The sequence below is a fragment of the Cupriavidus agavae genome (assembly GCF_004217045.1).
GTDB classification, from domain to species: Bacteria; Pseudomonadota; Gammaproteobacteria; order Burkholderiales; family Burkholderiaceae; genus Cupriavidus; species Cupriavidus agavae.
In genome coordinates this window covers 95,630-117,236 of record NZ_SGXM01000011.1, presented here as the reverse complement: position 1 = coordinate 117,236, position 21,607 = coordinate 95,630, and the positions used below count along the sequence as shown (strand labels likewise).

Genomic DNA, 21,607 nt, shown 5'->3' with positions numbered 1-21,607 from the left:
CGCTGGCCCTCTCCCCCAGCGACAATACTTACTCCTTCGCCGCGACCTTCTTCTTCGCAGGCGCGCGCTTGCGCGGCGCGGCCTTCTTCTTTGCTGCCGGCTTCTTCTCCTCTGCCGGGGCCGCCTCGACCGCAGGTTCCTCTGCGACGACCTCGGGCTCCGGCTCCGCCTCCGCCTCGGCCTTTGCCGACAGCACCGTGGTGCCCGGCGCCGAAAACACCGACTGGTCGATCGGCCACGGGGTCTCGCTGAGCGTCACCTCGGGGCGGCGCGAGCGCTTGCCGCGCGCCTTGGGTGCTTCTTCCACCGGCTCCACGGTTTCCGGGATCAGCGTCGATGCCGAGCCGGCGCTCTCTTCCTCGTCATCGGCCGACAGCGCAGGCGCGGGTTCGGGGATGGCGTCGATTTGCACCACCGGCGCCGGGGTTTCGATCGGCGGCACGGGCTGGGCGACGGGCTGGGCCGGCGGCTGCGGGGCCGGCTTCGGCTGGGACTGCGGCTGCGGCTGGCGCGGCGGCTGCGACTGCTGATGCTGCGGCTGGGGTTGCTGACCCTGCGCCGGCTGGCCCTCGCCCTTGTTGCGCTTCTTCAGCCGCACCCAGATCGTCTTGTTATTGCCGCCGTTGCGGGTTTCCACCTCGAACAGGTTGGTCGCGGTGACCAGCTCCGAAAGCTTGCCGTAGCCGTAGTTGCGCGAGTCGAATTCCGGGGCCTGCTTGGCAATGTAGTTGCCAATGCCGCCCAGCGTGGACCAGCCGTCCTCGTCGGACACGGCCTGCGAGGCGCTTTGCAGCAGGCGCACCAGGCGCGAGTCCTGGCGCAGTTCCTGGCTGCTGCGGCGGCGCGCGGCCGGGGCGGTGCCGGCTTCGGCATCGCTGTCGGTGTCGCTGTCCGTATCGATACCGGTACCGCGCAGCACGTCGGAGTAGATGAACTTGTCGCAGGCGGTCACGAACGGCTTGGGCGTCTTGCGCTCGCCAAAGCCGTACACCATCAGGCCCTGCTCGCGGATGCGCGAGGCCAGGCGGGTGAAATCGCTGTCGCTCGACACGATGCAGAAGCCGTCGAAGCGGCCCGTGTAGAGCAGGTCCATCGCGTCGATGATCATGGCGCTGTCGGTGGCGTTCTTGCCCACGGTGTAGCGGAACTGCTGGATCGGCTGGATCGAGTGGGCCAGCAGGCGGTCCTTCCAGCCCGACAGGTTCGGGCGCGTCCAGTCGCCGTAGATCCGCTTGACGGCGGCCACGCCGTATTTGGCCACTTCGGCCAGCAGGCCTTCGACGATGGCGGGCGCCGCATTGTCGGCGTCGATCAGCACGGCCAGGGTGGCACCCTGGCGGGGAGAATTGTTCATGGTCGGTTCTTCTTGAGAGCCGGGTTGCACCATGGAGGGGGCCCGGCGATGTGACGCGCAGTTGCCACGGAGCGGTCCGTGTGCGCCATTTGGATGCACCGCAGTGTACACGCGCAGCGCCGGGGTATTCGGGAAATCACGGGGGGAGTTGGCCCGTTTTATGCTGCATTGCACGGTACCGCGCCCTGCACGCCGGTGCTACCATCGCCCGCAGAGACACGGCTGTTCGACGCTTCCACAAGAAGCCTGGAACGGTTGCCTATAACTGATGTGTCGGTGATCCCGACAGCATGCCCCCCCAGAGGAGCCCCCAATGAATGCCCCCCTGACCGCCCCGGTCAGCGACGCCATCCGTCGCGCGCTCGAAAACGTTTCCCTCGAAGACAAATACACGCTGGAGCGTGGCCGCATCTACATCAGCGGCACGCAGGCCCTCGTGCGCCTGCCGATGCTGCAGCAGGAACGCGACCGCGCCGCCGGGCTCAACACCGCCGGCTTTATCTCCGGCTATCGCGGCTCGCCGCTCGGCGCGCTCGACCAGTCGCTCTGGAAGGCCAAGAAGCACCTGGCGGCCCATAACGTCGTGTTCCAGGCCGGGCTCAATGAGGACCTCGCCGCCACGTCGGTGTGGGGCTCGCAGCAGGTGAACATGTATCCGGACGCCAGGTTCGATGGCGTATTCGGCATGTGGTACGGCAAGGGACCGGGCGTGGACCGCACCGGCGACGTCTTCAAGCATGCCAATTCGGCCGGATCGAGCCGGCACGGCGGCGTGCTGGTGCTGGCCGGCGACGACCACTCGGCCAAGTCTTCCACGCTGGCGCACCAGTCCGAGCACATCTTCAAGGCCTGCGGCCTGCCGGTGCTCTATCCGTCCAACGTCCAGGAATACCTCGACTACGGCCTGCACGCGTGGGCAATGAGCCGCTACTCGGGCCTCTGGGTGGCGATGAAGTGCGTGACAGACGTGGTGGAATCGTCGGCATCCGTCGAACTGGACCCGCACCGCGTGCAGATTGCCCTGCCCGACGACTTCATCCTGCCGCAGGGCGGCCTGAACATCCGCTGGCCCGATCCGCCGCTCGACCAGGAAGCCCGGCTGCTGGACTTCAAGTGGTATGCCGGCCTGGCCTATGTGCGCGCCAACAAGATCGACCGCGTCGAGATCGATTCGCCGCACGCGCGCTTCGGCATCATGACCGCCGGCAAGGCCTATCTCGATACCCGCCAGGCACTGTCCGACCTGGGCCTCGACGACGAGACCTGCTCGCGCCTGGGCATCCGGCTGTACAAGGTGGGCTGCGTCTGGCCGCTGGAAGCGCACGGCGCCCGCGCCTTCGCCGAAGGGCTGCAGGAAATCCTCGTGGTCGAGGAAAAGCGCCAGATCATGGAGTACGCGCTCAAGGAAGAACTGTACAACTGGCGCGACGACGTGCGGCCCAAGGTCTACGGCAAGTTCGACGAGCGCGACAACGCGGGCGGCGAATGGTCGATCCCGCAGAACAACTGGCTGCTGCCGGCGCACTACGAGTTGTCGCCGGCGATCATCGCCAAGGCCATCGCCACGCGCCTCGACAAGTTCGACCTGCCGGGCGACGTGCGCGCCCGCATCGCGGCCCGCCTGGCCGTGATCGAGGCCAAGGAACGCGCGCTGGCCACCCCGCGCGTGACCGCCGAGCGCAAGCCGTGGTTCTGCTCGGGCTGCCCGCACAACACGTCGACCAACGTGCCCGAAGGCTCGCGCGCGCTGGCCGGTATCGGCTGCCACTACATGACGGTCTGGATGGACCGCAGCACCAGCACCTTCAGCCAGATGGGCGGCGAGGGCGTGGCGTGGATTGGCCAGGCACCGTTTGCCGGCGACAAGCACGTGTTCGCCAACCTGGGCGATGGCACCTACTTCCACTCGGGGTTGCTGGCGATCCGCGCGTCGATCTCCGCCGGCGTGAACATCACCTACAAGATCCTCTACAACGACGCCGTGGCCATGACCGGCGGCCAGCCCGTGGACGGCCAGCTATCGGTGCAGGACATCGCGTACCAGGTGGCGGCCGAAGGCGCGAAAAAGATCGTCATCGTCACGGACCAGCCCGAGAAGTACAACAGCGCGATCAAGCTGCCCGAGGGGCTGACCGTGCACCACCGCGACCAGCTCGACACCATCCAGCGCGAACTGCGCGAGGTGCCCGGCTGCACGATCCTGATCTACGACCAGACCTGCGCCACCGAGAAGCGCCGCCGCCGCAAGCGCGGCACGTTCCCCGATCCGGCGCGCCGCGCGTTCATCAACGACGCGGTCTGCGAAGGCTGCGGCGACTGCTCGGTCAAGTCGAACTGCCTGTCGGTGGAACCGCTGGAGACCGAGCTGGGCACCAAGCGGCAGATCAACCAGTCGTCTTGCAACAAGGATTTCTCGTGCCTGAACGGCTTCTGCCCGAGCTTTGTCACGGCCGAGGGCGCGCAGGTGCGCAAGCCTGAAGCCAGCGGCATCTCGATGAGCGGCCTGCCCGACCTGCCGCTGCCGCAGCTGCCGGCCGTGCGCCGCTCGTACGGCATCCTGGTCACGGGCGTGGGCGGCACGGGCGTGGTGACGATTGGCGGCCTGCTCGGCATGGCTGCGCACCTCGAAAGCAAGGGCGTGACCGTGCTCGACATGGCCGGCCTGGCGCAGAAGGGTGGCGCGGTGCTCTCGCACGTGCAGATCGCCGACAAGCCCGAAGACCTGCACGCCACGCGCATCGCCATGGGCGAGGCGGATCTCGTGATCGGGTGCGATGCGATCGTCTCGGCAACCGACGATGTGATCTCCAAGACGCAGAACGGCCGCACGCGCGCCATCGTCAACACCGCGCAGACGCCGACCGCGGCCTTCATCAAGGACCCGAAGTGGCAGTTCCCGGGCCTGTCCGCCGAGCAGGACATCCGCAACGCGGTGGGCGAGCAGTGCGACTTCATCAACGCCAGCGCGCTGGCCGTGGCGCTGCTGGGCGACACGCTCTACACCAACCCGCTGGTGCTCGGCTATGCGTGGCAGAAGGGCTGGATTCCGCTGTCGCTCGAAGCACTTGAGCGCGCCATCGAACTCAACGGGGTGGCGGTCGACAAGAACAAGGCCGCCTTCGACTGGGGCCGCCATATGGCGCACGACCCGGACCACGTGCTGGGCCTGACTGGCAAGCTCAAGACGCAGACCGAGGGCGCCGATGTGGTGAAGCTGCCGACATCGTCGGGCGCGCTGCTCGAAAAGCTGATCGCCAGCCGCGTCGACCTGCTGACCAAGTACCAGGACGCCGCGTACGCGGGGCAGTTCCGCGATGCCATCCAGCGCGTGCGGACGGCCGAGAGCGCCCTCGTCGGCACCGGCAAGCCGCTGCCGCTGACCGAAGCGGCGGCTCGTAATTTGTCCAAGTTGATGGCGTACAAGGACGAGTACGAGGTGGCACGGCTCTACACCGACCCGATCTTCCTCGACAAGCTGCGCGCCCAGTTCCAGGGCGAGCCGGGGCGCGACTACCAGCTCAACTTCTGGCTGGCGCCCCCGGTCACGGCCAAGCGCGACGACAAGGGCCACCTGGTCAAGCGCCGCTTCGGGCCATCCACGATGACGCTGTTCCGCATCCTGGCGAAGCTCAAGGGCCTGCGCGGCGGTCCGCTCGACGTGTTCGGCCGCACCGGGGAGCGCCGTACCGAGCGTGCGCTGATTGGCGAGTATCGGACGCTGCTCGATGAACTGGCCAACGGGCTGACGGCTGCGAACCACGCCACGGCCGTGGAACTGGCCGGCGTGCCGGACGATATCCGCGGGTTCGGGCATGTGAAGGAAAACAACCTCGTGGCGGCGCGCGCAAAGTGGGCGCGGCTGCTGGCGGTGTTCCGCGATCCGAAGGTGGGGGAACGGGCGGCTTGAGAATGGCGGCTTCAGCCATTGATGCGCCAGCCCTCACCCCCCGGCCCTCTCCCGCTTTGCGGGAGAGGGCCGGGGCGAGGGCAAGCGTCTTTAATGCGCGATACGAATACTTTATCCGATAACGTACCGCTCGCAATCAATGCAATGAATCTCCACGACGATTAAGCCCCCACTGAAAACCTCCCCCGCTTCACTCCCCGCCCCGATACAATTTCCGCTTCACCACCCCGCACACCGGCGCCCCCGAATGCGCCGGGCGCGCCATGACCGCCACGGCCCCTTCCCTTTCCCCCCGCCAGCTTGTCTGGACGCTCGGCATTACAGAGATCATCAGCTGGGGCACGCTCTACTTCACGTTCACGGTCTTTCTTGAGCCGATGCATCAGGCGCTGGGTTACGGCAAGCCGTTCCTGGCCGGCGGGTTCTCGCTGGGGTTGCTGGTCTGGGCGCTGTGTTCGTTTGCGGTGGGGCGGCTGCTGGATCGCGTGCCGGCGCGCAAGGTGATGAGCGTCGGCTCGGTGCTGGCCGGGATCGGCCTGCTGCTGTGGGCGTGGTGCCCGTCGCCGGCGCTGTTCCTGCTGATGTGGATTCCGCTCGGGCTGGCCATGGCCTCGACGCTCTACGAACCGGCCTTCGTGGTGCTGCGGCAGGCGTTTGGCGACAGCTACCAGAAGCCGATCGTCCAGGTCACGCTGTTCGCCGGCTTCGCCAGCACGATCTTCATCCCCATCGGCCAGTGGCTGGTGCTGCACCTGGGCTGGCGCGAGACGCTCGTGGTCTTTGCGGCCCTGAACCTGCTGGTCTGCGCGCCGCTCCACGCCCGGCTGCGCTACACCGTGCATGCCAGCTATGGCGGCACGCCGATTCCGGGCGCCGCCTCGGAATCCCCGCGCATCGCACGCGACACGTTGCGCCAGCCCGTGTTCTGGGCCGTGGTGCTGGCCTTCACAGCCACGGCCGTGGTCGCCTCGCTGCTCGGCGCGCATCTGATTCCGATGCTGACCGAGAAAGGCATGCCCGTCGGCCAGCAACTGATCGTCGCCGCACTGATCGGCCCCGCGCAGGTGGCGGGCCGGCTGGCCATGGCGCGGCTGCCGATCAGCCATCCCGTGCGGCTGGCGATGCCGGTTTACGCGGTGATGAGCGTGGGCCTGCTGTGCCTGACGCTGGGAACCGGCTACTGGCTGATGGCTGCTGCAATCTGTTACGGTTGCGCCAATGGCGTCAATACGATGCTGCGCGCGATGGCGATGCCCGAACTGATCTCGCGTCATCACTATGCAACGCTGAACGGGCTAATGATGACCCCGGTGCTGCTGATGCAGGCTGCCGCGCCGTGGCTCGGCGCCCTGCTCTGGCGCGTGGCCGGCGGCTACTGGCTCATGCTGTGGGTCATGGTGGCGCTGGCGCTGGGCGCGCTGGGCGCTTTCGCCTACGCGCTGCACCAGCGCGGCCTGCTGCGGCAGGGCGCCGCCGTTGCCTGAGTCGCGCCCGCCGCGTCCGCCGCTTCCGTCAAACCCAAGCTGTTCCTGGCCGTACCCGATGTCCGATTACTCGATAGAAACCACACCGCCTCCGCTTTCCTCCCCTGCCCCGTCACCCCGCGCGGTGTCGCGCGCCACGCGCGGCACGATGGCGCTGTTCTTCGCCAATGGCGCCACCTTTGCCACCTGGGGCGTGCATATCCCCACGATCAAGGCGCGTTTCGACCTCTCCGACGCCCTGCTCTCGTTCGCCATGCTGGCCGTGGCGGCTGGCGCCATCATTGCGATGGGCCCGGTCGGGCGCTGGGTCGGCAAGTGGGGCAGCGGCCGGGCGTCGATGTTCGGCGGGGTGGCGTTCTCGCTTGTCACCGCGTCGGTGCTGGCCATGCCGAGCTTCTGGCTGCTGCTGCCAACGCTGCTGGTGTTCGGCATGACCAACGCGGTGTTCGATGTCGGCATGAACGCGCAGGCGGCCACCGTGGAGGCCAGCCGCACCCGCCCCGTCATGTCGGCGCTGCACGGCATGTTCAGCCTGGGCGGCATGGTGGGCGCGGCGTTTGGCGGGCTGATGCTGTCGCTGGGCGTCCCGCCGCTGGCCCATGGCCTGATGATCGCGGCCATGACCGCCGCGCTGGCCATCGGTGTCGCGCCGGGGCTGCTGGCCGATCATCCGGTGCTGCCCTCGGCCGACCACCACCGCGAGCACGCCTCGCGCGCGCTCTGGCTGCTGGGGTTGATGGCGTTCCTGGGACTGGTGGGCGAGGGCGCGATGTATGACTGGACCACGGTCTACATGCGCGATATCACGCAGGCGCCGCTCGACTGGATCAGCTTCGGCTACGCCGCGTTCTCGGGCGGAATGGCCTGCGGCCGCTTTGGCGGCGACCGCCTGCGTGCCCGCTTCGGCGACGCGCGCACGCTGACCGGCAGCGCCTGGATGGGGTTCGCGGGCATCGCGCTGTCCATCGTCCTGCCGGAGCCCTTGGCCGCACTGATCGGCTTCGGGCTGATGGGACTGGGCGCCGCCAACATGGTGCCGATTTTCTTCGTGGCGGCGTCGCGGCTGCCCGGCATCGCCCCGGCCGAATCCATCGCGCGCGTGGCGCGCTTCGCGTACGTGGGGCTGCTGATCGGCCCGGTGCTGATCGGCGGCGTGGCCCATCTGGCCGACCTGCGCGTGGGGCTGGCCGTGGTGGCGCTCACGATGGGCTACATCGCGCTGTTCGGCGCCCGCGCCGCCCGCCGCTACCTGACCACCTGACTGCTGACCGACTACCCCGGCAGCCTCAGGCCGCCTTGGGTAGCGGCGCGTGGCCGGCGCCCTGGCCCTGGAACACGAAGGTATCCATCGCCAGCACGCCGTACGTGACTTCGTCGGCCACGCGGGCCACCTCTGCGGCACCACCCGCGCCGCCGGCTGCGTCCGAACCCAGCGCCGCGCCCAGCACCACGAAGAACGGCAGCAGGTGCTCGTCCGTGGGATGCGCGCGGCGGGCGTACGGCGCCTGGGCGCGATAGTCCGCGATCCTCGACACATCGCCCGTGGCGAGCGCCTCGTCGAGCGCATCGGTCATCCAGCCCCGGAACGCGTCGACATACGGCTCGGTCTGCGGCCCATGCTGCGCCTTGCGCTCGCCGCCGCCGAAGACTTCCTGCAGGTTGTGCGTGAAGCTGCCCGAGCCAATCACCAGCACGCCCTCGGCGCGCAGCGGCGCCAGCGCGCGGCCAATCTCGATCTGGGTGGCCGGGCTCAGGTACGGATTGAAGGCGAGTTGCACCACGGGAACATCGGCATCCGGAAAAAAGTGACGCATCGGCATCCAGGCGCCATGGTCGAGCGGGCGGTCCTCGTCCGCGCCCACGTAGCTGGCGCCGGGGATGGCCGCCGCCTCGATCAGCGCCTTGACGCGCACGGCCAGTTCTGGCGAACCCGGCGCGTCGTAACGCAGTTTGTACAGCTCGCGCGGAAAGCCGCCGAAGTCGTGCCAGGCTTCCTGGCGCGCACGCGTGCTCACGGCCAGCGTGCTGTAGATCCAGTGGGCCGAGATCACCAGCACGGCCTTGGGCTTCAGTGCCTGCAGGCGGGTGCCGAGCGCGTCGAAGGCAGCGCCCGTGGGACCGGGATCGATCGCCAGCATCGGCGATCCATGGGAGACATAAAGAGCGGGAAGCAAGGTAGTCATGGCGACAGGCCGTTCAGCGGTTTTTCTGCGATGCCTGCAGTCTGGCAAAGATCGCGCGCCCCAACGCCCCGCAATTGCGGACACCTCGTGCAAAAAACTTGAACGTGCGGCCGCTGCAACGTGAGGCAGTGCCGCAAGGCGTTGGATACCGCACACAAGCGACGTGTATCTGCAACGCCGCCCGGCCAGCCGCAAGCCGAATCGGCCTATGATGGGGTCCAGAGATGCCATGAGGCATCCGCCGGAGAAAGCCCTTGGCCAAGCGTTTCGATCCCCTGCACGCCCTGCCCCCTGCCCTGTGGTGGCAGCCCGGCGTCTATGGCAGCGGCCCGGCCGTACTGCTCTGGATCATCGCCCGCCTGCCCGCCGATTTGCTCGCCGAAGTCACCGGCATCCCCTTTGCCGCGGCGCTGCTCAACCACGCGGGCGATACCGTCTTCCTGATTGGCTGGGTCGCCAGCGCCGCGTGGCTGTGGTTCACGCGCAAGCGACCCGTCCGGAGACATGGGTAACACGTAATCTGCACTGCACTTTCAGAGGGCCGGCTCGGCTCGATGTAAGGAATCGCTTAAGATGGCGCCTTGCGTCACCGCCGGGACACACCGGCGGGGGCATCCACCGGTTCTTTCCTCTGCATCAAGCCCCATGTCCGTTACAGCAGCCACTGCCAACGACCTTTCCCGCTCCACCCGACGACGCGCGATTCTCGCCGCCACCATCGGCAACGGCCTGGAATGGTTCGATTTCACCGTCTACAGCTTCTTCGCCGTCATCATCGCCAAGCTGTTCTTCCCCACCGGCGACGACCTGACCTCGTTCCTGCTCACCGTTGCCACGTTCGGCGTGGGCTTCTTCATGCGCCCGGTGGGCGCCATCGTGCTCGGCGTCTATGCCGACCGCGTGGGCCGCAAGGCCGCGCTGACGCTGACCATCCTGCTGATGGCGCTTGGCACGGCCATCATCGGCCTGGCCCCGACCTATGACTCCATCGGCCTGTGGGCGCCCGCGCTGATCGTCGTGGCCCGCCTGATCCAGGGCTTCTCGGCCGGCGGCGAAGTGGGCGGTGCCACCGCCTTCCTGATCGAGCACGCGCCCGACGAGGAGCGCGGCGCCTACGCCAGCTGGCAGCAGGCCAGCCAGGGCATCTCGTTCATGCTCGGCGCCGCCATGGGCGCGCTGGTCATCAACGGGCTGGACCAGGCGCAGATCGACAGCTGGGGCTGGCGCGTGCCGTTCCTGTTCGGCCTGCTGATCGGCCCGGTGGGCATGTACATCCGCTCGCACCTGGAAGAGCCGCCCGAGTTCGAAGCGCGCCGCGCCGAGCGCAAGGCCAACAAGGTGAAGTTCTCGCCGCTCACGCAGGTGCTGCGCGACCATCCGCGCGAAGTGCTGGCCGGCCTGGGCGTGACCATCCTGTGGACGGTCTGCACCTACGTGCTGGTGTTCTACATGCCGTCGTACGCCAAGCAGCAGCTGGGCCTGCCGCTGGGCGCCACGTTCCAGTCGACGGCGATCTGCGGCGCCATCATCCTGGTGCTGTGCCCGCTGATGGGCATGCTGTCCGACCGCGTGGGCCGCAAGCGCATGCTGAGCGTGGTGGCGCTGGCCATCCTCGCACTGGCCTACCCGCTGTTCCACTGGCTCAACGTGTCGCCCACCACGGCCACGCTGCTGCAGGTACAGATCGTCCTGGGCATCCTGCTGGCGGCCTTCACGGGTCCCGCGCCGGCCGTGCTGGCCGAGCAGTTCCCGACCGAGGTGCGCTCCACGGGCCTGTCGCTGGCGTACAACTTCGCCGTGACGATTTTCGGCGGCTTCGCCCCGCTGATCGTGACGTGGCTGATCGAGTCGACCCACAACAAGCTGGCGCCGGCCTACTACGTGATCGCGGCGGCCGCCATCAGCTTCGTCGCGCTGATCTTCATGCACGACCGCACCGGCAAGCCGCTGGCCTGATTTCCGCCAGCCCTTGCATGGACAAAGCCAACCTTCGGGTTGGCTTTTTTTCGGCCAATCGAATGTCCGATTCCGGCGCGCCGTATCCGGTACGCTAGCGCTTTTGCCTGCCCGAATCGAACCTATGACGACAACGTCCGCGACATCCGCACCCAAGGCCCCGGTACGCTGCGGCTGGTGTGGCGAACTGGAAGACTACTGCCACTATCACGACAACGAATGGGGCTTTCCGGTGGACGACGACCGCCGCCTGTTCGAGAAACTCTGTCTCGAAGGCTTCCAGTCTGGCCTGAGCTGGCTCACGATCCTGCGCAAGCGCGAGGCATTCCGTCGTGCTTTCGCCAATTTCGAGATCGACAAGATGGCGCGCTTCACGGAGAAAGACGTGGAGCGCCTGCTTGGCGACGCCGGCATCGTGCGCCATCGCGGCAAGATCGAGGCGGCCATCCACAATGCAAAGTGCGCCCAGGAACTGCTGAAGACCGAGCCGTCGCTGGCCGCCTACTTCTGGAAGTTCGAGCCCGATCCGAAATCCCGCCCGAAGACGCTGACGCCCGAGGTATTGCGCACGTTCACGACCAGCCCCGAATCGGTGGCGTTGTCGAAGGACCTCAAGAAGCGCGGCTGGAAGTTCGTCGGCCCCACCACGATGTATGCGCTGATGCAGGCCATGGGGCTGGTCAACGACCATATGGACGGCTGCACCACACGCGCCCAGGTGCTGAAGGCGCGCAAGGCATTCAAGGTGCCGCGCTAGTTTTCCTGCCCGCGCAACAGTCCGTATACGGTTTACGTCACTGTTTACGTATACATAAATAGTAGTAGTAATGGTTAACACCAATGCCTGGCGGTGGATAACCATCTTTTTCCCTTTCTGATCAGATACTTGCGAAAAAGATAACCGTAGGGCCAAGCGCACGGGGCATACGTGGACAGCGGTGGGCAACCCGGCCCGCTGCTGGCGGCGCGCCGGTATACCGGCGAAGTTGTACGTATACGTCCCACAGCGGCCCCACAGGCCGCCCCCATCCCCATCACAGGCTTGTGCACGGGGTTGTCCACAGGCGCCGCATGGGTTCACACTGGCGGCTTGCCGCTGCGGAGCCGTCCATGGACACCACAACCCTGTTCCTCTACCTCGTCGCCGTCGCCACCGTGATGGTGACGCCCGGCCCGACCATGCTGCTGGCCCTGAGCAACGGCGCCACGCGGCCGGTGCGCGTCACCGCCTGCGGCATCGCCGGCGCGGCGCTGGCGGACCTGATCCTGATCGGCGCGGTCGGCTGCGGCCTCGGCGCGGTGCTCCAGGCTTCGGAACTGCTGTTCTCGGCCATCAAGTGGATCGGCGCGGCCTACCTGCTCTACCTCGCCGTGGCGATATGGCGCGCGCCCACCCATGCGCTGGTGGCCACCACCGATGCCTCGTCAGCAAGCGGCCGCGCCGCCTTCCTGCGCGCGCTGTTCGTGGCCGTATCGAACCCCAAGGCCATCCTGTTCACCTCGGCGTTCGTGCCCCAGTTCGTCCACGCCGACAAACCGGTGGCGCTCCAGTACGCGATCCTCGCCGTGGTGGCCGCGCTGATGGACATCCTGATGATGGCGATCTACGCCTTCGGCGGCCGCCACGCGGTGCGCAGTTTGTCCGGCCGCGCCGTGCAATGGATCAACCGGGGCTGTGCCGGCATGCTGGCGTTCCTGGCGGTGGGCCTGAGCCTGTACCGGCGCAGCGACCTGCGCTGACCCGCTCCTAGCCCGCCGCCGGCCGCCGTACCGGATCGACGTGCGTCATCACGTTGAGCACGTCATCGCGCACCATCGCCCGGCGCCGCGCCTCGGTGGCAATGGCATGCCCCTGCTCGACGGTCAGATCGGCCTGAATCTCCAGATGCACGTCCACCAGGATCAGATCGCCCATCTTGCGCGTCTTCAGATCATGCAGGCCCAGCAGCCCCGGCGTCCCGAGCATCGCGGATCGTAATTCCTCCACAACGTCCGCGTCGGCGGCGCGATCCATCAGGTCGTTCATCGCATCCCAGCCAAACTGCAGCCCCATCCGCGACACCATCAACCCCACCACGATCGCCGCCACCGGATCAAGCACGTGGTACCCGAGCAGGTTGCCGCCAATCCCCAACGCCACCACCAGCGACGACGCCGCATCGGAGCGCGCATGCCACGCATTGGCCACCAGCATGCTCGACCGCACCCGCTCCGCCACGCGCAGCATGTACCGGAACAGCAACTCCTTCGACGCCAGCGCGCCCAGCGCCACCCACAACGCCACCGCCTGCACCGGTTCCCCACCGCCGGGATGCTGGATCTTGCCTACCGCCGCCCACAACATCCCGGCACCCACCGACAGCAGCAGCACCCCCAACGCCAGCGACGCCGCCGTCTCGAACCGCTGATGCCCATACGGATGATCGTGATCGGCGTCCTTCCGACTGTGATGACCAGCAAACAGCACCACGAAATCGGACACCAGATCGGACAACGAGTGCAACGCGTCAGCCACCAGCGCCTGCGACCCGGCGATGACGCCGATGGTCCCCTGCGCGATGGTCAGGGCGATGTTGACGAAGACACTGACAAGCGTCGAACGACGGCCGGCGAGGTGGCGGGCTTCGGGGGTGGGGGATGGGGAAGCGGACATCGGGGCTGTGCGATGTGACTGGCGAAGCTCCACACGTTATCACTTTCCCGACGAAATACGATTCGTCTTATTTCCTGTAGGGAATGGGGCTTCTAAGCTGCCCGTTCGAAGCGAACAGGAGCGAGCGTGCGAGATGCCAGTCAACTTTCGACATGCGATGACGATGCCATTGCAAGATCGAGGCCACAAAAAGAAACGCCTCCACGAGGGAGGCGTCGGGCCGGAGATGCGATCTCCGGCGGGGTTGATGTGCAAAAGGGTATGCCGGGGCACGAACAGTGTCAATGCTGCGGCCACGCGAATCAGCGCCGTGTCTTGATGTATGTCGACGGATTCAATCTTTACTTCGGTTTGCGAAGCAAAGGATGGCGAAAATACTATTGGCTGGACCTGTGCGCCCTGGCATCGCTCCTCATGAAGCCGGATCAGCAGTTGGATGGCGTTCACTACTTTACGTCACGCCTTCGCGTCACGGCTACCAACGCCGGAACGGTGCAGCGGCAAGCGCTATACCTCGAAGCACTTGGTACTCGCCCGAATCTGCATACCCATCTAGGCCACTATCTCGAGAAAAAGAAGCGCTGTCATGAGTGCGGCGCCCGCTGGGTGGAGTACGAGGAAAAGATGACCGATGTGAACATCGCCGTCCAGATGATGTTGGACGCCGTCCATGACAGGTTTGACACGGCAATCCTGGTATCCGGGGACAGCGATCTGACTACGCCGTTGAAAAGCCTGCGCAGCCAGTATCCCGACAAGCGCCTGATCATCGCTTTTCCGCCAGGACGGCATTCCTGCGAACTCAAGAGCGCGGCGCATGGCAATTTCACCATCGGCGAGTCGAACCTGCGCAAGTCGCAGTTGCCGATGTCCGTAACCCGTGCTGACAACTTCGTACTTGAGCGGCCGATTCGATGGCGCTGATCCGCGCACGAGGCAAATTCCCGTTTGATTGCTACGGACGGGCCAAGTACCCGTGCCCAAAGCAAAACAACGCACTACATCGCGAGACGTAGTGCGTTGTTCTACAAGGAAAATCCTGGTGGACCGAAGGAGGATCGAACTCCCGACCTCTGCATTGCGAACGCAGCGCTCTCCCAGCTGAGCTATCGGCCCTTGCGGTTGATTCTAGCCGAAGTCCGTGCGGCCTTTCAATCGCTTGGAACCAACATCGGGGGTTGGGTCAAACCCCGGTCAGGCGGGTGCCATGCCGGGGTTGCCGGGCATACCGCGGACGGTTGGCAGGTTCAGGGGGCGGGCGCTGACTTCCTTGCTGGCGCGCAGCCATTGGGCCATTACGTCCCAGATCGGGGGGCCGCCGGTCTGGCGGGCTTCCTCGGCGACGGGGGCCCAGCCGGCTACCTTGTAGGTCTTGCCGGCGTCGATGGGGCGGCCGGCGAGGCGCATCCCGGTGATCCGCTGGCCCATCGGGCGGGTGGGGTCGATGGTGTACTGCAGGCCGCCTACGCGCACCATGTCGCCGCCCTGCTGGTAGTACGGGTCCGGGTTGAACAGGTTGTCGGCCACGTCTTCGAGCACGGTCTTGATCGTGGTGCCGGACATCTGCGTGACCGTGGTGTACGGATAGGTGATGGCGGTCTGGTCCATCAGCGCTTCCATCGTGATGGGCTGGCCGGGCAGCAGCGTCGTGCCCCAGCGGAAACCTGGCGAAAATGCGATCTCGGCGTCCTGGACGGCCATGAGGCCGTCCAGGATCAACTGGTCGAAGGTGCCGTTGAAATTGCCACGCCGGTACAGCAGGCCACGGTTCACGGCTAGTACTTCGCCGAGTTTCGATTCGTAGGGTGCACGCACCTTGCGGATCAGCGCGTCCATCTGCGGATCGGCGCTCAGGTAGTTGGCGAAGACCGGCAGCAGCTTGTACCGGAAATCGGCCACCTTGCCGTTGCGGACGTCGAAGTCGAGCACGCCGAGGAACTTGCCGTTGGAGCCCGCGTTGGTCACCAGCGTCACGCCGCCGGCGTTCTTCACGGGCACCGGGGCCGGTACGCCGTCATGGGTATGGCCGCCGAGGATGGCGTCGAGGCCGCGCACGCGCGAGGCGAGCTTCAGGTCCACGTCCATGCCGTTGTGCGACAACAGCACCACCGCCTGCGCGCCCTTGCCGCGCGCCTCGTCGATCACCTGCTGGAGGTTTTCCTCCTGGATGCCGAACGTCCAGTCCGGCACAAAGTAGCGCGGGTTGGCGATCGGGGTGTACGGGAACGCCTGGCCGATGATGGCCACCGGCACGCCGTTCATCTCGCGAATCACGTAGGGGTCGAAAACCGGGTCGCCGAAGTCGTTGGTCTTGACGTTCTGCGCCAGGAACGACACCCGCCCCTTGAAGTCGTTATCGACGATCTGCTTCACGCGCTCGGCGCCGAGCGTCATTTCCCAGTGCGGCGTCATCACGTCCACGCCGAGCAGCAGCGCGGCATCGACCATGTCCTGCCCCTTGGTCCACAGCGCCGTGGCGGAGCCCTGCCAGGTGTCGCCGCCGTCCAGCAGCAGCGCGCCAGGGCGGCTGGCCTTCATGCGCCGCACCAGCGTGGCAAGGTGCGCGAAGCCGCCCACCTTGCCGTAGCGCCGCGCCGCCTCGGTGAAGTCGAGATAGGTGAATGCGTGCGCGGCGGCGCTGCCCGGCGCGATGCCGTACTGGCGCAGGAACGCCTGCCCGACGAGGTGCGGCGGCTTGCCGGCCCATTCGCCCACGCCCAGGTTGACGCTCGGCTCGCGGAAGTGCACCGGGTTCAGCTGCGCGTGGCAGTCGGTGAAGTGCAGCAGGTGGACGTTGCCGAAGCGCGGCACGTCGTAGAGCCGGTCGGCCGCCTGCGCTGCCTGGGCGTCGCTGCCCGGAAATGCCATGCCTCCGGCGCCGGCCACGGCCAGCACCTGCAGGAACTCGCGTCGGTTCATGCTGTTATCCGTTGAGTAAGGGGGCGCTGCCTACGGCTTGGCGTAGCGCGCCAGCGCCGCCACGTCGTCGTCGATCATCTCGCCAACCTCCTTCTGCACCACGCGGCCCTTGCCGTCCAGCACATAGAGTTCGGGCAGGCCCCGGCGGGTGCCGAACGCGCGGCGCAGCGCGTCGGAATCCATGGTCGCCGGGAAGGTGTAGCCGCGCTGTTTCACGTACGTCTGCGCCTCGCGCGGATCGCGGTCGATACTGATCGTCAGGACCTGGAGCTTCGTGCCGCGCGTCTTGTCGTAGAGCGCCTGCAGCCGCGGATTCTGCAGCGCGCAGAACGGACACCACGTGGCCCAGAACTCGACGACCACCGGTTTGCCGGCCCAGTGCGAGGCGGGTACGGTGCTGCCGTCGAGCAGTGTGATGTCGGGCAGGCGGATGGCATCGCCCACCTCGGCCGCCTGCGCGGCGGCAGCGCCGAGGGCCAGCGCAGCGACGGCCAGCCAGGCCCGTGCCCGCCGCGCCGCCGTTGCCATTACTGGTTGACCGGCGAGGCCGGATCCAGCAGCAGCGCCATCACGTCGCGGATCTGCTGTTCGGTCAGGATGCCCTTGTGGCCGAAGCGCGGCATGTTCGAGCACGCGCTGTAGGCGTTGGAATCCCAGATCTTGCCCCACGTGTACTTGACCACCTCCTGCGAGTTGCCACGCAGTTTTCCGTAGTTGTACAGCGACGGGCCGATATTGCCGAACGAGATTTCCGCCTTGGTCAGCTGGTGGCAGGCGTAGCAGTTGGCGCCGTTGGTACCGCCCACCGGATCGGTGAACTGCATGCCCCGGCCGTTCTGCGCGATCTTCTCGCCTTCCTTCCAGTCGCCGATGAAGTTGCTGTCGGCCGGGTACTTGACCTGCTTCAGTTCGGCCGCTTCCACCTTCTTGGCCAGCGCCGCCGGCACGCGGGTGCGATCGGGATACTGGCTGCAAGCCTTCTGCGTGGGGTCCTGGTTGATCACGCCCTCGACCGTGGCCGGTCCCTTCGACGTGAACGACGATTCGATCAGCTGGCGGACGTCGGCATCGCTGACCCTGGCCACCTTCTCGGCCTTGCCCTTCGCGGCCGTTTGCGCCTGCGCGCCGCCTGCCAGCAGTGCCAGCGCGGCGACGGACACCAGTGCCATCTTGTGGAGTGTTTTCATGTTGTTGTCTCCGGGCTCAGCGCTTCATGTTCGGGCCGTCGTACGTGCCGCCGTTGGCGTTCTTCGCCAGGAACATCGTCAGGGCGGTGATCACGTCCGAGCCATAGGCCGGTTCGGGGAAGCGTTGCTGGCGCAGGCAGTCGTAGAGGCGGTGCTGCATCGTGCGCACCTCGCCCTGCGACACCCGGTACGCCGGCCACGTGGTGTAAGCGGCCTGGGCGCCCTTCTCGGTCATCAGGTTCGGCAGGTCCTGCAGCCGGATGCGCTGGCCGTCCACGGCGTGGCAGGTGGCGCAGGCAAAGTCGTAGGCGCCGCCACGGTAATAGAACATCTTCTGGCCGAGCGCGTAGACGCGCTTCTCTTCGGCGTGCTTCAACTGGACGTTCATCTTCACGCCGCGCGACTCGCCGGTCACGAAGGCGGCCAGCCGCTCGATCTCCGACGGCTTGCCGGCCGACGAGAACGGGTTCTTCGTGGCCTCTTCCTTCGTCAGGCCCTGCAGCGTCACGCGGCAGTAGGCCAGGCGCTGTTCGAGGTCCATTACCTTGCCGGCATCGGCGAAGTAGCGCGGCAGTTCCGCGTAGGCGCCCTTGGTCACGCCCGGGCCCTTGCCGAGGTCGCACTGTTCGAGCGACGCGTTCTTCGGGCCGGCCGGCTTCTTCCACATCTCTTCGCCGGCAGCTTCCCAGAGCTCGGCCGGATTGCCTTCGGCCAGCATCTGGCGGTACTTGGCAATTTCCTCGGCGGTCTTGTCCTGGGCCAGCGCGGGGCCGGACAGCGCGGCCGCCACGGCGGCGGCGGCAGTGGCCAGCGCGGCCAGTGCCACCGTGGCGGTGCGGCGGGAGTTGCGAGCACTGCGCTCGGTAACGGTCACCATTGGGGCATTTCTCCTCGTCGTCTCGCCCCGGCACCGTCTGGCGCCAGGGCGGACCACTGTCTTGTTCGGAACCGGCGGCTCGTTGCCGGTTGTCATGCGTGGCGCGTCAGGGCTTGATGTAGGCGTAGCCTTCCTCGAACTGCAGCCGGGCCACTTCCACCACGCCGGCCTGCACGACCTTGGCGTCCATCAGCAGGTTCTGCTCGGAAATGCGGCGCGCGGTCAGCGTGTTGCGGCAGACGCGGAACTCCACGCCCGACGAACTCAGCGCCGCCACGGGCGCCTCGAACGTGTTGCCGCGCGCATCCTTGGCGCCTTCGACCAGGAAATCCACGCCGAAACCGAACGCCACGACCACGATCTTCGTGTCGGGCGCGCCGTTCAGGTGGTTGCGCAGGTTGGACATCGCCCGCACGGCCTGGTCGTTGCCCTCGGACAACTGGTAGACCACCTTGACGCGGCCCTTGCCGCCGGACGCGGGTGCCGGCGCCTGCTGGGCCGATGCCCTGGCCGAGAGGCCGATGGCGGCCAGTGCCGCCGTGGCGCGAATGAATGCTCGCCGCATAGTGCTTCCTTGCTTCGCCGGATCAGGCGATGGTGGCCTCGTCGGTACGCTTGTCGCCGCGGTTGTCGACCCAGGTCACGGTGACCTTGTCGCCCTTGGCGCCGCCCTTGAACTTGAAGTTCAGGAACGGGTCCTTCGACACGGCCGGGCCGAACTGGGCCTGGAAGACGTCGCGGCCCTTGTACGTCGCCGTCACGGTCTGGATATGCCAGGCCGGCACGGTCTTGCCGGAGGCGTCCTTGCGCTGGCCGGTCTCCATGTCGTGCTTCATCAGAATCTTGACGTCTACGACGCCGCCGTTTTCGGTGGCGCGAACGCGCATCGGGTCTGCCATGTGCTTCTCCTGTCAGCAGGTATCGGGTTCGGGTATCGGAACAACCAGGTCGGGGCAGGGTCGGGCGCGGCCTCAGCCGCCGCAGCCGCCCAGCGTGACCTTGATTTCCTTCGATGCCACGTACCACTTGCCGCCGGCCTTGACGGCCGCGTGCACCACCGAGGTCTGGCCCATCTTCACGCGCGTGGACACGAACGGCTCGGTGCCGGCCGGGATGATGAAATCGGCGGCCAGCGTGTTCGGGTTCTTTTCCACGAGGATGGCGATCTGCTCGGTGTCCGGGATGTTGCTGGTCACGGCCACCGGCACCACGGCGCCGTTCTCGGCGATGTCGGGGGCGTTGAAGCTGATCGCACCGCTCTTCTCGGCCGCGTTGCCGCCGAGCGACTTGATCACGTCGGCCACGCTCTTGCCTTCGAAGGCGGCCTTGTTCCATTCGGCGGCTTGCGCCTCGCTGATCAGCCCGGTGGCTGCCATCAGCGACAGTACGGCGGTCATCCGCAGCACTTCACGTCGTTTTTTGTCCATTTTTGCTTTCCGTACTTACCCGGTTTCCTGTCGACCCCAGCGGTGCCCGGTGCGTCGCCGGACCCTGCGTTTTCAGATATTTCCGTCATGCCGGCGGCAGGCCGGTGCCACCGGCCTGCCCGCCTGGTGGCTGGCTTACTTGGCCGGTGCGCCGGCCAGCACCCACTCCACCACCGTCTTCACATCGGCGTCGCTGATGGTCGGGTTGGCCGGCATCGGCACCGGACCCCAGACGCCCGAGCCGCCGCCCTTCACCTTGGCCGACAGCTTGGCCAGCGCGCCCTTGTCGCCCTTGTACTTGGCGGCCACTTCCTTGTAGGCCGGGCCGACCAGCTTCTTGTCGACCTGATGGCAGCCCATGCAGGCGTTCTTGTTGGCGATTTCCTGTGCCTTGGCGGCATCGACGGCGGCATGCGAGGACGCCGCGGCAACCAGCATCGCCGCGGCGATGACAAACTGCTTCATGTGTTGTGCTCCAAACTGATTGAGCCGTGGGGACGGCAAATGGCCGCGCACGGGAATCTCCGCGGCGCGGCGCGCGCTGGCCACCGTTGGGGCGGGCTTCTCAGGAGTGCCTCGGCGGTGATCGGTGAGGGCTCCAGGGCATTGCGGCCAGCCCGCTATTTTGCCTCAAGAATGAGCAAGGCTATGGACAACACCGTGATATCGATATGCCCGAATACCGCGCATATCGTCGCCGATCCACCGGATTTCCCCGGGTTAACCCTCGATTTCTTCGGAAATCGGCTATGTCTGGCGCCGGGTCGGCGTCTTGCCCACCCACACGCGGTTGCCGAACACGTTCAGCAGCAGCCCGGCCATGACCACCGCCGCGCCGAGCCACTGCGCCACGCCGAGATCCTCGCCGAGCAGCACGTGGGCGGACACCAGCCCCACCACCGGCACCAGCAGCGTCAGCGGCGCCACCTTGCTGGCCGGATAGCGGGTCAGCAGCCGGCCCCACATCGTGTAGCCGAACAGCGTGGCGGCGAAGGCCAGATAGCAGACCGCGAAGATGGCCTTGCCCGGCACATGGCCGAGCGCTTCGACGATCCGTCCCGGCCCCTCGAACCAATACGACAGCGCCGCGAACGGCAGGATCGGGATCAGCGCCCCCCAGACCACCAGCCCGAGCAGGTCCACCGGCCCAATCTTCTTGCTGACGATGTTGCCGGTGGCCCAGCACAGCGCCGCGCAGAGCGTCAGCCCAAAGCCAGCGGCGGTCATGCCGCCCGGACCCTGCGCCGCGCCGGCGCCGATCAGCGCGAGCCCGCCCGCCGCGATCGCCATGCCGGCCAGGTTGTGCCAGCGCAGCGGCTCGCCCAGCCAGAACGCGGCGATGGCCACCGTGAAGAACACCTGTGACTGGAGCACCAGCGAGGCCAGCCCGGCCGGCATGCCCACGGCCATCGCGTAGAACAGGAACGCGAACTGCCCCAGGCTGATCGACGCGCCATAGGCCACCAGCATCCGCAACGGGATGCGCGGACGCGGGATGAAGACGATCGCGGGAAACACCACCAGCAGAAAGCGCAGCGTGCCGAGCAGCATCGGCGGCACGCCGGCCAGGCCCACCTTGATCACGACGAAATTGACACCCCAGACCACGATGATGGCGAGGGCGAGGAGGCGGTCTTTGGGTTGCATGGGGCGGAGGGTA

The 21,607-nt window shown here is 66.9% G+C and carries 19 protein-coding genes, 1 tRNA gene and 1 pseudogene; 8 read left to right on the top strand and 13 right to left on the bottom strand.

Annotated features, from left to right (window positions below):
* Nucleotides 1–28 precede the first annotated feature (28 nt).
* Nucleotides 29–1,354, bottom strand: coding sequence for an NYN domain-containing protein (locus EV147_RS24100; protein ID WP_130393745.1), 1,326 nt, complete (start codon nt 1,352–1,354; stop codon nt 29–31).
* A gap of 313 nt (nt 1,355–1,667) precedes the next feature.
* Between EV147_RS24100 and EV147_RS24095 the strand changes: the two genes are divergently transcribed.
* The 3 genes from EV147_RS24095 (at nt 1,668) to EV147_RS24085 (ending at nt 8,006) form a co-directional block, all read left to right on the top strand.
* The gene (locus EV147_RS24095) at nt 1,668–5,261 is read left to right on the top strand and encodes an indolepyruvate ferredoxin oxidoreductase family protein (protein ID WP_130393744.1); all 3,594 of its coding nucleotides are present in this window, start codon (nt 1,668–1,670) and stop codon (nt 5,259–5,261) included.
* A 263-nt stretch (nt 5,262–5,524) separates the two neighbouring features.
* On the top strand, nt 5,525–6,745 hold the full coding sequence (locus tag EV147_RS24090) for an MFS transporter (RefSeq protein WP_130393743.1): 1,221 nt from the start codon (nt 5,525–5,527) through the stop codon (nt 6,743–6,745).
* A 148-nt stretch (nt 6,746–6,893) separates the two neighbouring features.
* Nucleotides 6,894–8,006: an MFS transporter gene (locus EV147_RS24085; protein WP_328591162.1), complete on the top strand. Its 1,113-nt coding sequence runs from the start codon at nt 6,894–6,896 to the stop codon at nt 8,004–8,006.
* A gap of 25 nt (nt 8,007–8,031) precedes the next feature.
* Here the strand turns inward: EV147_RS24085 and EV147_RS24080 are convergent, their stop codons facing one another.
* Complete coding sequence (locus EV147_RS24080; protein ID WP_130393781.1) at nt 8,032–8,919, bottom strand: DODA-type extradiol aromatic ring-opening family dioxygenase; 888 nt, start codon at nt 8,917–8,919, stop codon at nt 8,032–8,034.
* Between the two features lie 305 nt (nt 8,920–9,224).
* Here EV147_RS24080 and EV147_RS24075 point away from each other — a divergent pair.
* From EV147_RS24075 to EV147_RS24060, 4 genes and pseudogenes are all read left to right on the top strand, one after another.
* Nucleotides 9,225–9,422 (top strand): annotated as a pseudogene (locus EV147_RS24075) (hypothetical protein); the annotation flags it as partial.
* Between the two features lie 151 nt (nt 9,423–9,573).
* Nucleotides 9,574–10,884 (top strand): MFS transporter, encoded by a 1,311-nt coding sequence (locus tag EV147_RS24070; protein ID WP_130393741.1) that lies wholly within the window; start codon nt 9,574–9,576, stop codon nt 10,882–10,884.
* Nucleotides 10,885–11,008: 124 nt separating this feature from the next.
* A complete protein-coding gene (locus EV147_RS24065; protein ID WP_130393740.1) occupies nt 11,009–11,641 on the top strand; it encodes a DNA-3-methyladenine glycosylase I in 633 nt (210 codons plus the stop codon).
* A 353-nt stretch (nt 11,642–11,994) separates the two neighbouring features.
* A complete protein-coding gene (locus EV147_RS24060) occupies nt 11,995–12,624 on the top strand; it encodes a LysE family translocator (RefSeq protein WP_130393739.1) in 630 nt (209 codons plus the stop codon).
* A 7-nt stretch (nt 12,625–12,631) separates the two neighbouring features.
* Here EV147_RS24060 and EV147_RS24055 read toward each other — a convergent pair whose 3' ends face one another.
* Entirely contained in the window at nt 12,632–13,537 is a 906-nt protein-coding gene (locus EV147_RS24055) for a cation diffusion facilitator family transporter (RefSeq protein ID WP_130393738.1), read from the bottom strand.
* Between the two features lie 126 nt (nt 13,538–13,663).
* On the opposite strand from EV147_RS24055, the gene EV147_RS24050 reads away from it, so the two are divergent.
* Nucleotides 13,664–14,461: an NYN domain-containing protein gene (locus EV147_RS24050; protein WP_235844976.1), complete on the top strand. Its 798-nt coding sequence runs from the start codon at nt 13,664–13,666 to the stop codon at nt 14,459–14,461.
* A gap of 116 nt (nt 14,462–14,577) precedes the next feature.
* Here EV147_RS24050 and EV147_RS24045 read toward each other — a convergent pair.
* The 10 genes from EV147_RS24045 to EV147_RS24000 form a co-directional block, all read right to left on the bottom strand.
* Nucleotides 14,578–14,653, bottom strand: a tRNA-Ala gene (locus tag EV147_RS24045).
* A gap of 78 nt (nt 14,654–14,731) precedes the next feature.
* Nucleotides 14,732–16,456, bottom strand: a complete 1,725-nt coding sequence (gene soxB, locus EV147_RS24040) for a thiosulfohydrolase SoxB (protein ID WP_130393737.1) — start codon at nt 16,454–16,456, stop codon at nt 14,732–14,734.
* A gap of 30 nt (nt 16,457–16,486) precedes the next feature.
* Nucleotides 16,487–16,984 carry a TlpA disulfide reductase family protein gene (locus EV147_RS24035; protein ID WP_130393736.1) on the bottom strand — a complete coding sequence of 166 codons (498 nt, stop codon included), beginning with the start codon at nt 16,982–16,984 and terminating at the stop codon, nt 16,487–16,489.
* Nucleotides 16,984–17,643 (bottom strand): sulfur oxidation c-type cytochrome SoxX, encoded by a 660-nt coding sequence (gene soxX, locus EV147_RS24030; protein ID WP_130393735.1) that lies wholly within the window; start codon nt 17,641–17,643, stop codon nt 16,984–16,986. The genes EV147_RS24035 and soxX overlap by 1 nt, the downstream gene beginning before the upstream one ends.
* 16 nt (nt 17,644–17,659) lie before the next feature.
* Nucleotides 17,660–18,520, bottom strand: a complete 861-nt coding sequence (soxA, locus tag EV147_RS24025) for a sulfur oxidation c-type cytochrome SoxA (RefSeq protein ID WP_130393734.1) — start codon at nt 18,518–18,520, stop codon at nt 17,660–17,662.
* A gap of 106 nt (nt 18,521–18,626) precedes the next feature.
* A complete protein-coding gene (locus tag EV147_RS24020; protein ID WP_130393733.1) occupies nt 18,627–19,085 on the bottom strand; it encodes a DsrE family protein in 459 nt (152 codons plus the stop codon).
* 22 nt (nt 19,086–19,107) lie between these two features.
* The gene (gene soxZ / locus EV147_RS24015) at nt 19,108–19,419 is read right to left on the bottom strand and encodes a thiosulfate oxidation carrier complex protein SoxZ (protein WP_130393732.1); all 312 of its coding nucleotides are present in this window, start codon (nt 19,417–19,419) and stop codon (nt 19,108–19,110) included.
* A 72-nt stretch (nt 19,420–19,491) separates the two neighbouring features.
* On the bottom strand, nt 19,492–19,947 hold the full coding sequence (gene soxY, locus EV147_RS24010) for a thiosulfate oxidation carrier protein SoxY (RefSeq protein ID WP_130393731.1): 456 nt from the start codon (nt 19,945–19,947) through the stop codon (nt 19,492–19,494).
* A gap of 135 nt (nt 19,948–20,082) precedes the next feature.
* Complete coding sequence (locus EV147_RS24005) at nt 20,083–20,412, bottom strand: c-type cytochrome (RefSeq protein WP_130393730.1); 330 nt, start codon at nt 20,410–20,412, stop codon at nt 20,083–20,085.
* Between the two features lie 282 nt (nt 20,413–20,694).
* Nucleotides 20,695–21,594 (bottom strand): EamA family transporter, encoded by a 900-nt coding sequence (locus EV147_RS24000; protein WP_130393729.1) that lies wholly within the window; start codon nt 21,592–21,594, stop codon nt 20,695–20,697.
* Nucleotides 21,595–21,607 lie beyond the last annotated feature (13 nt).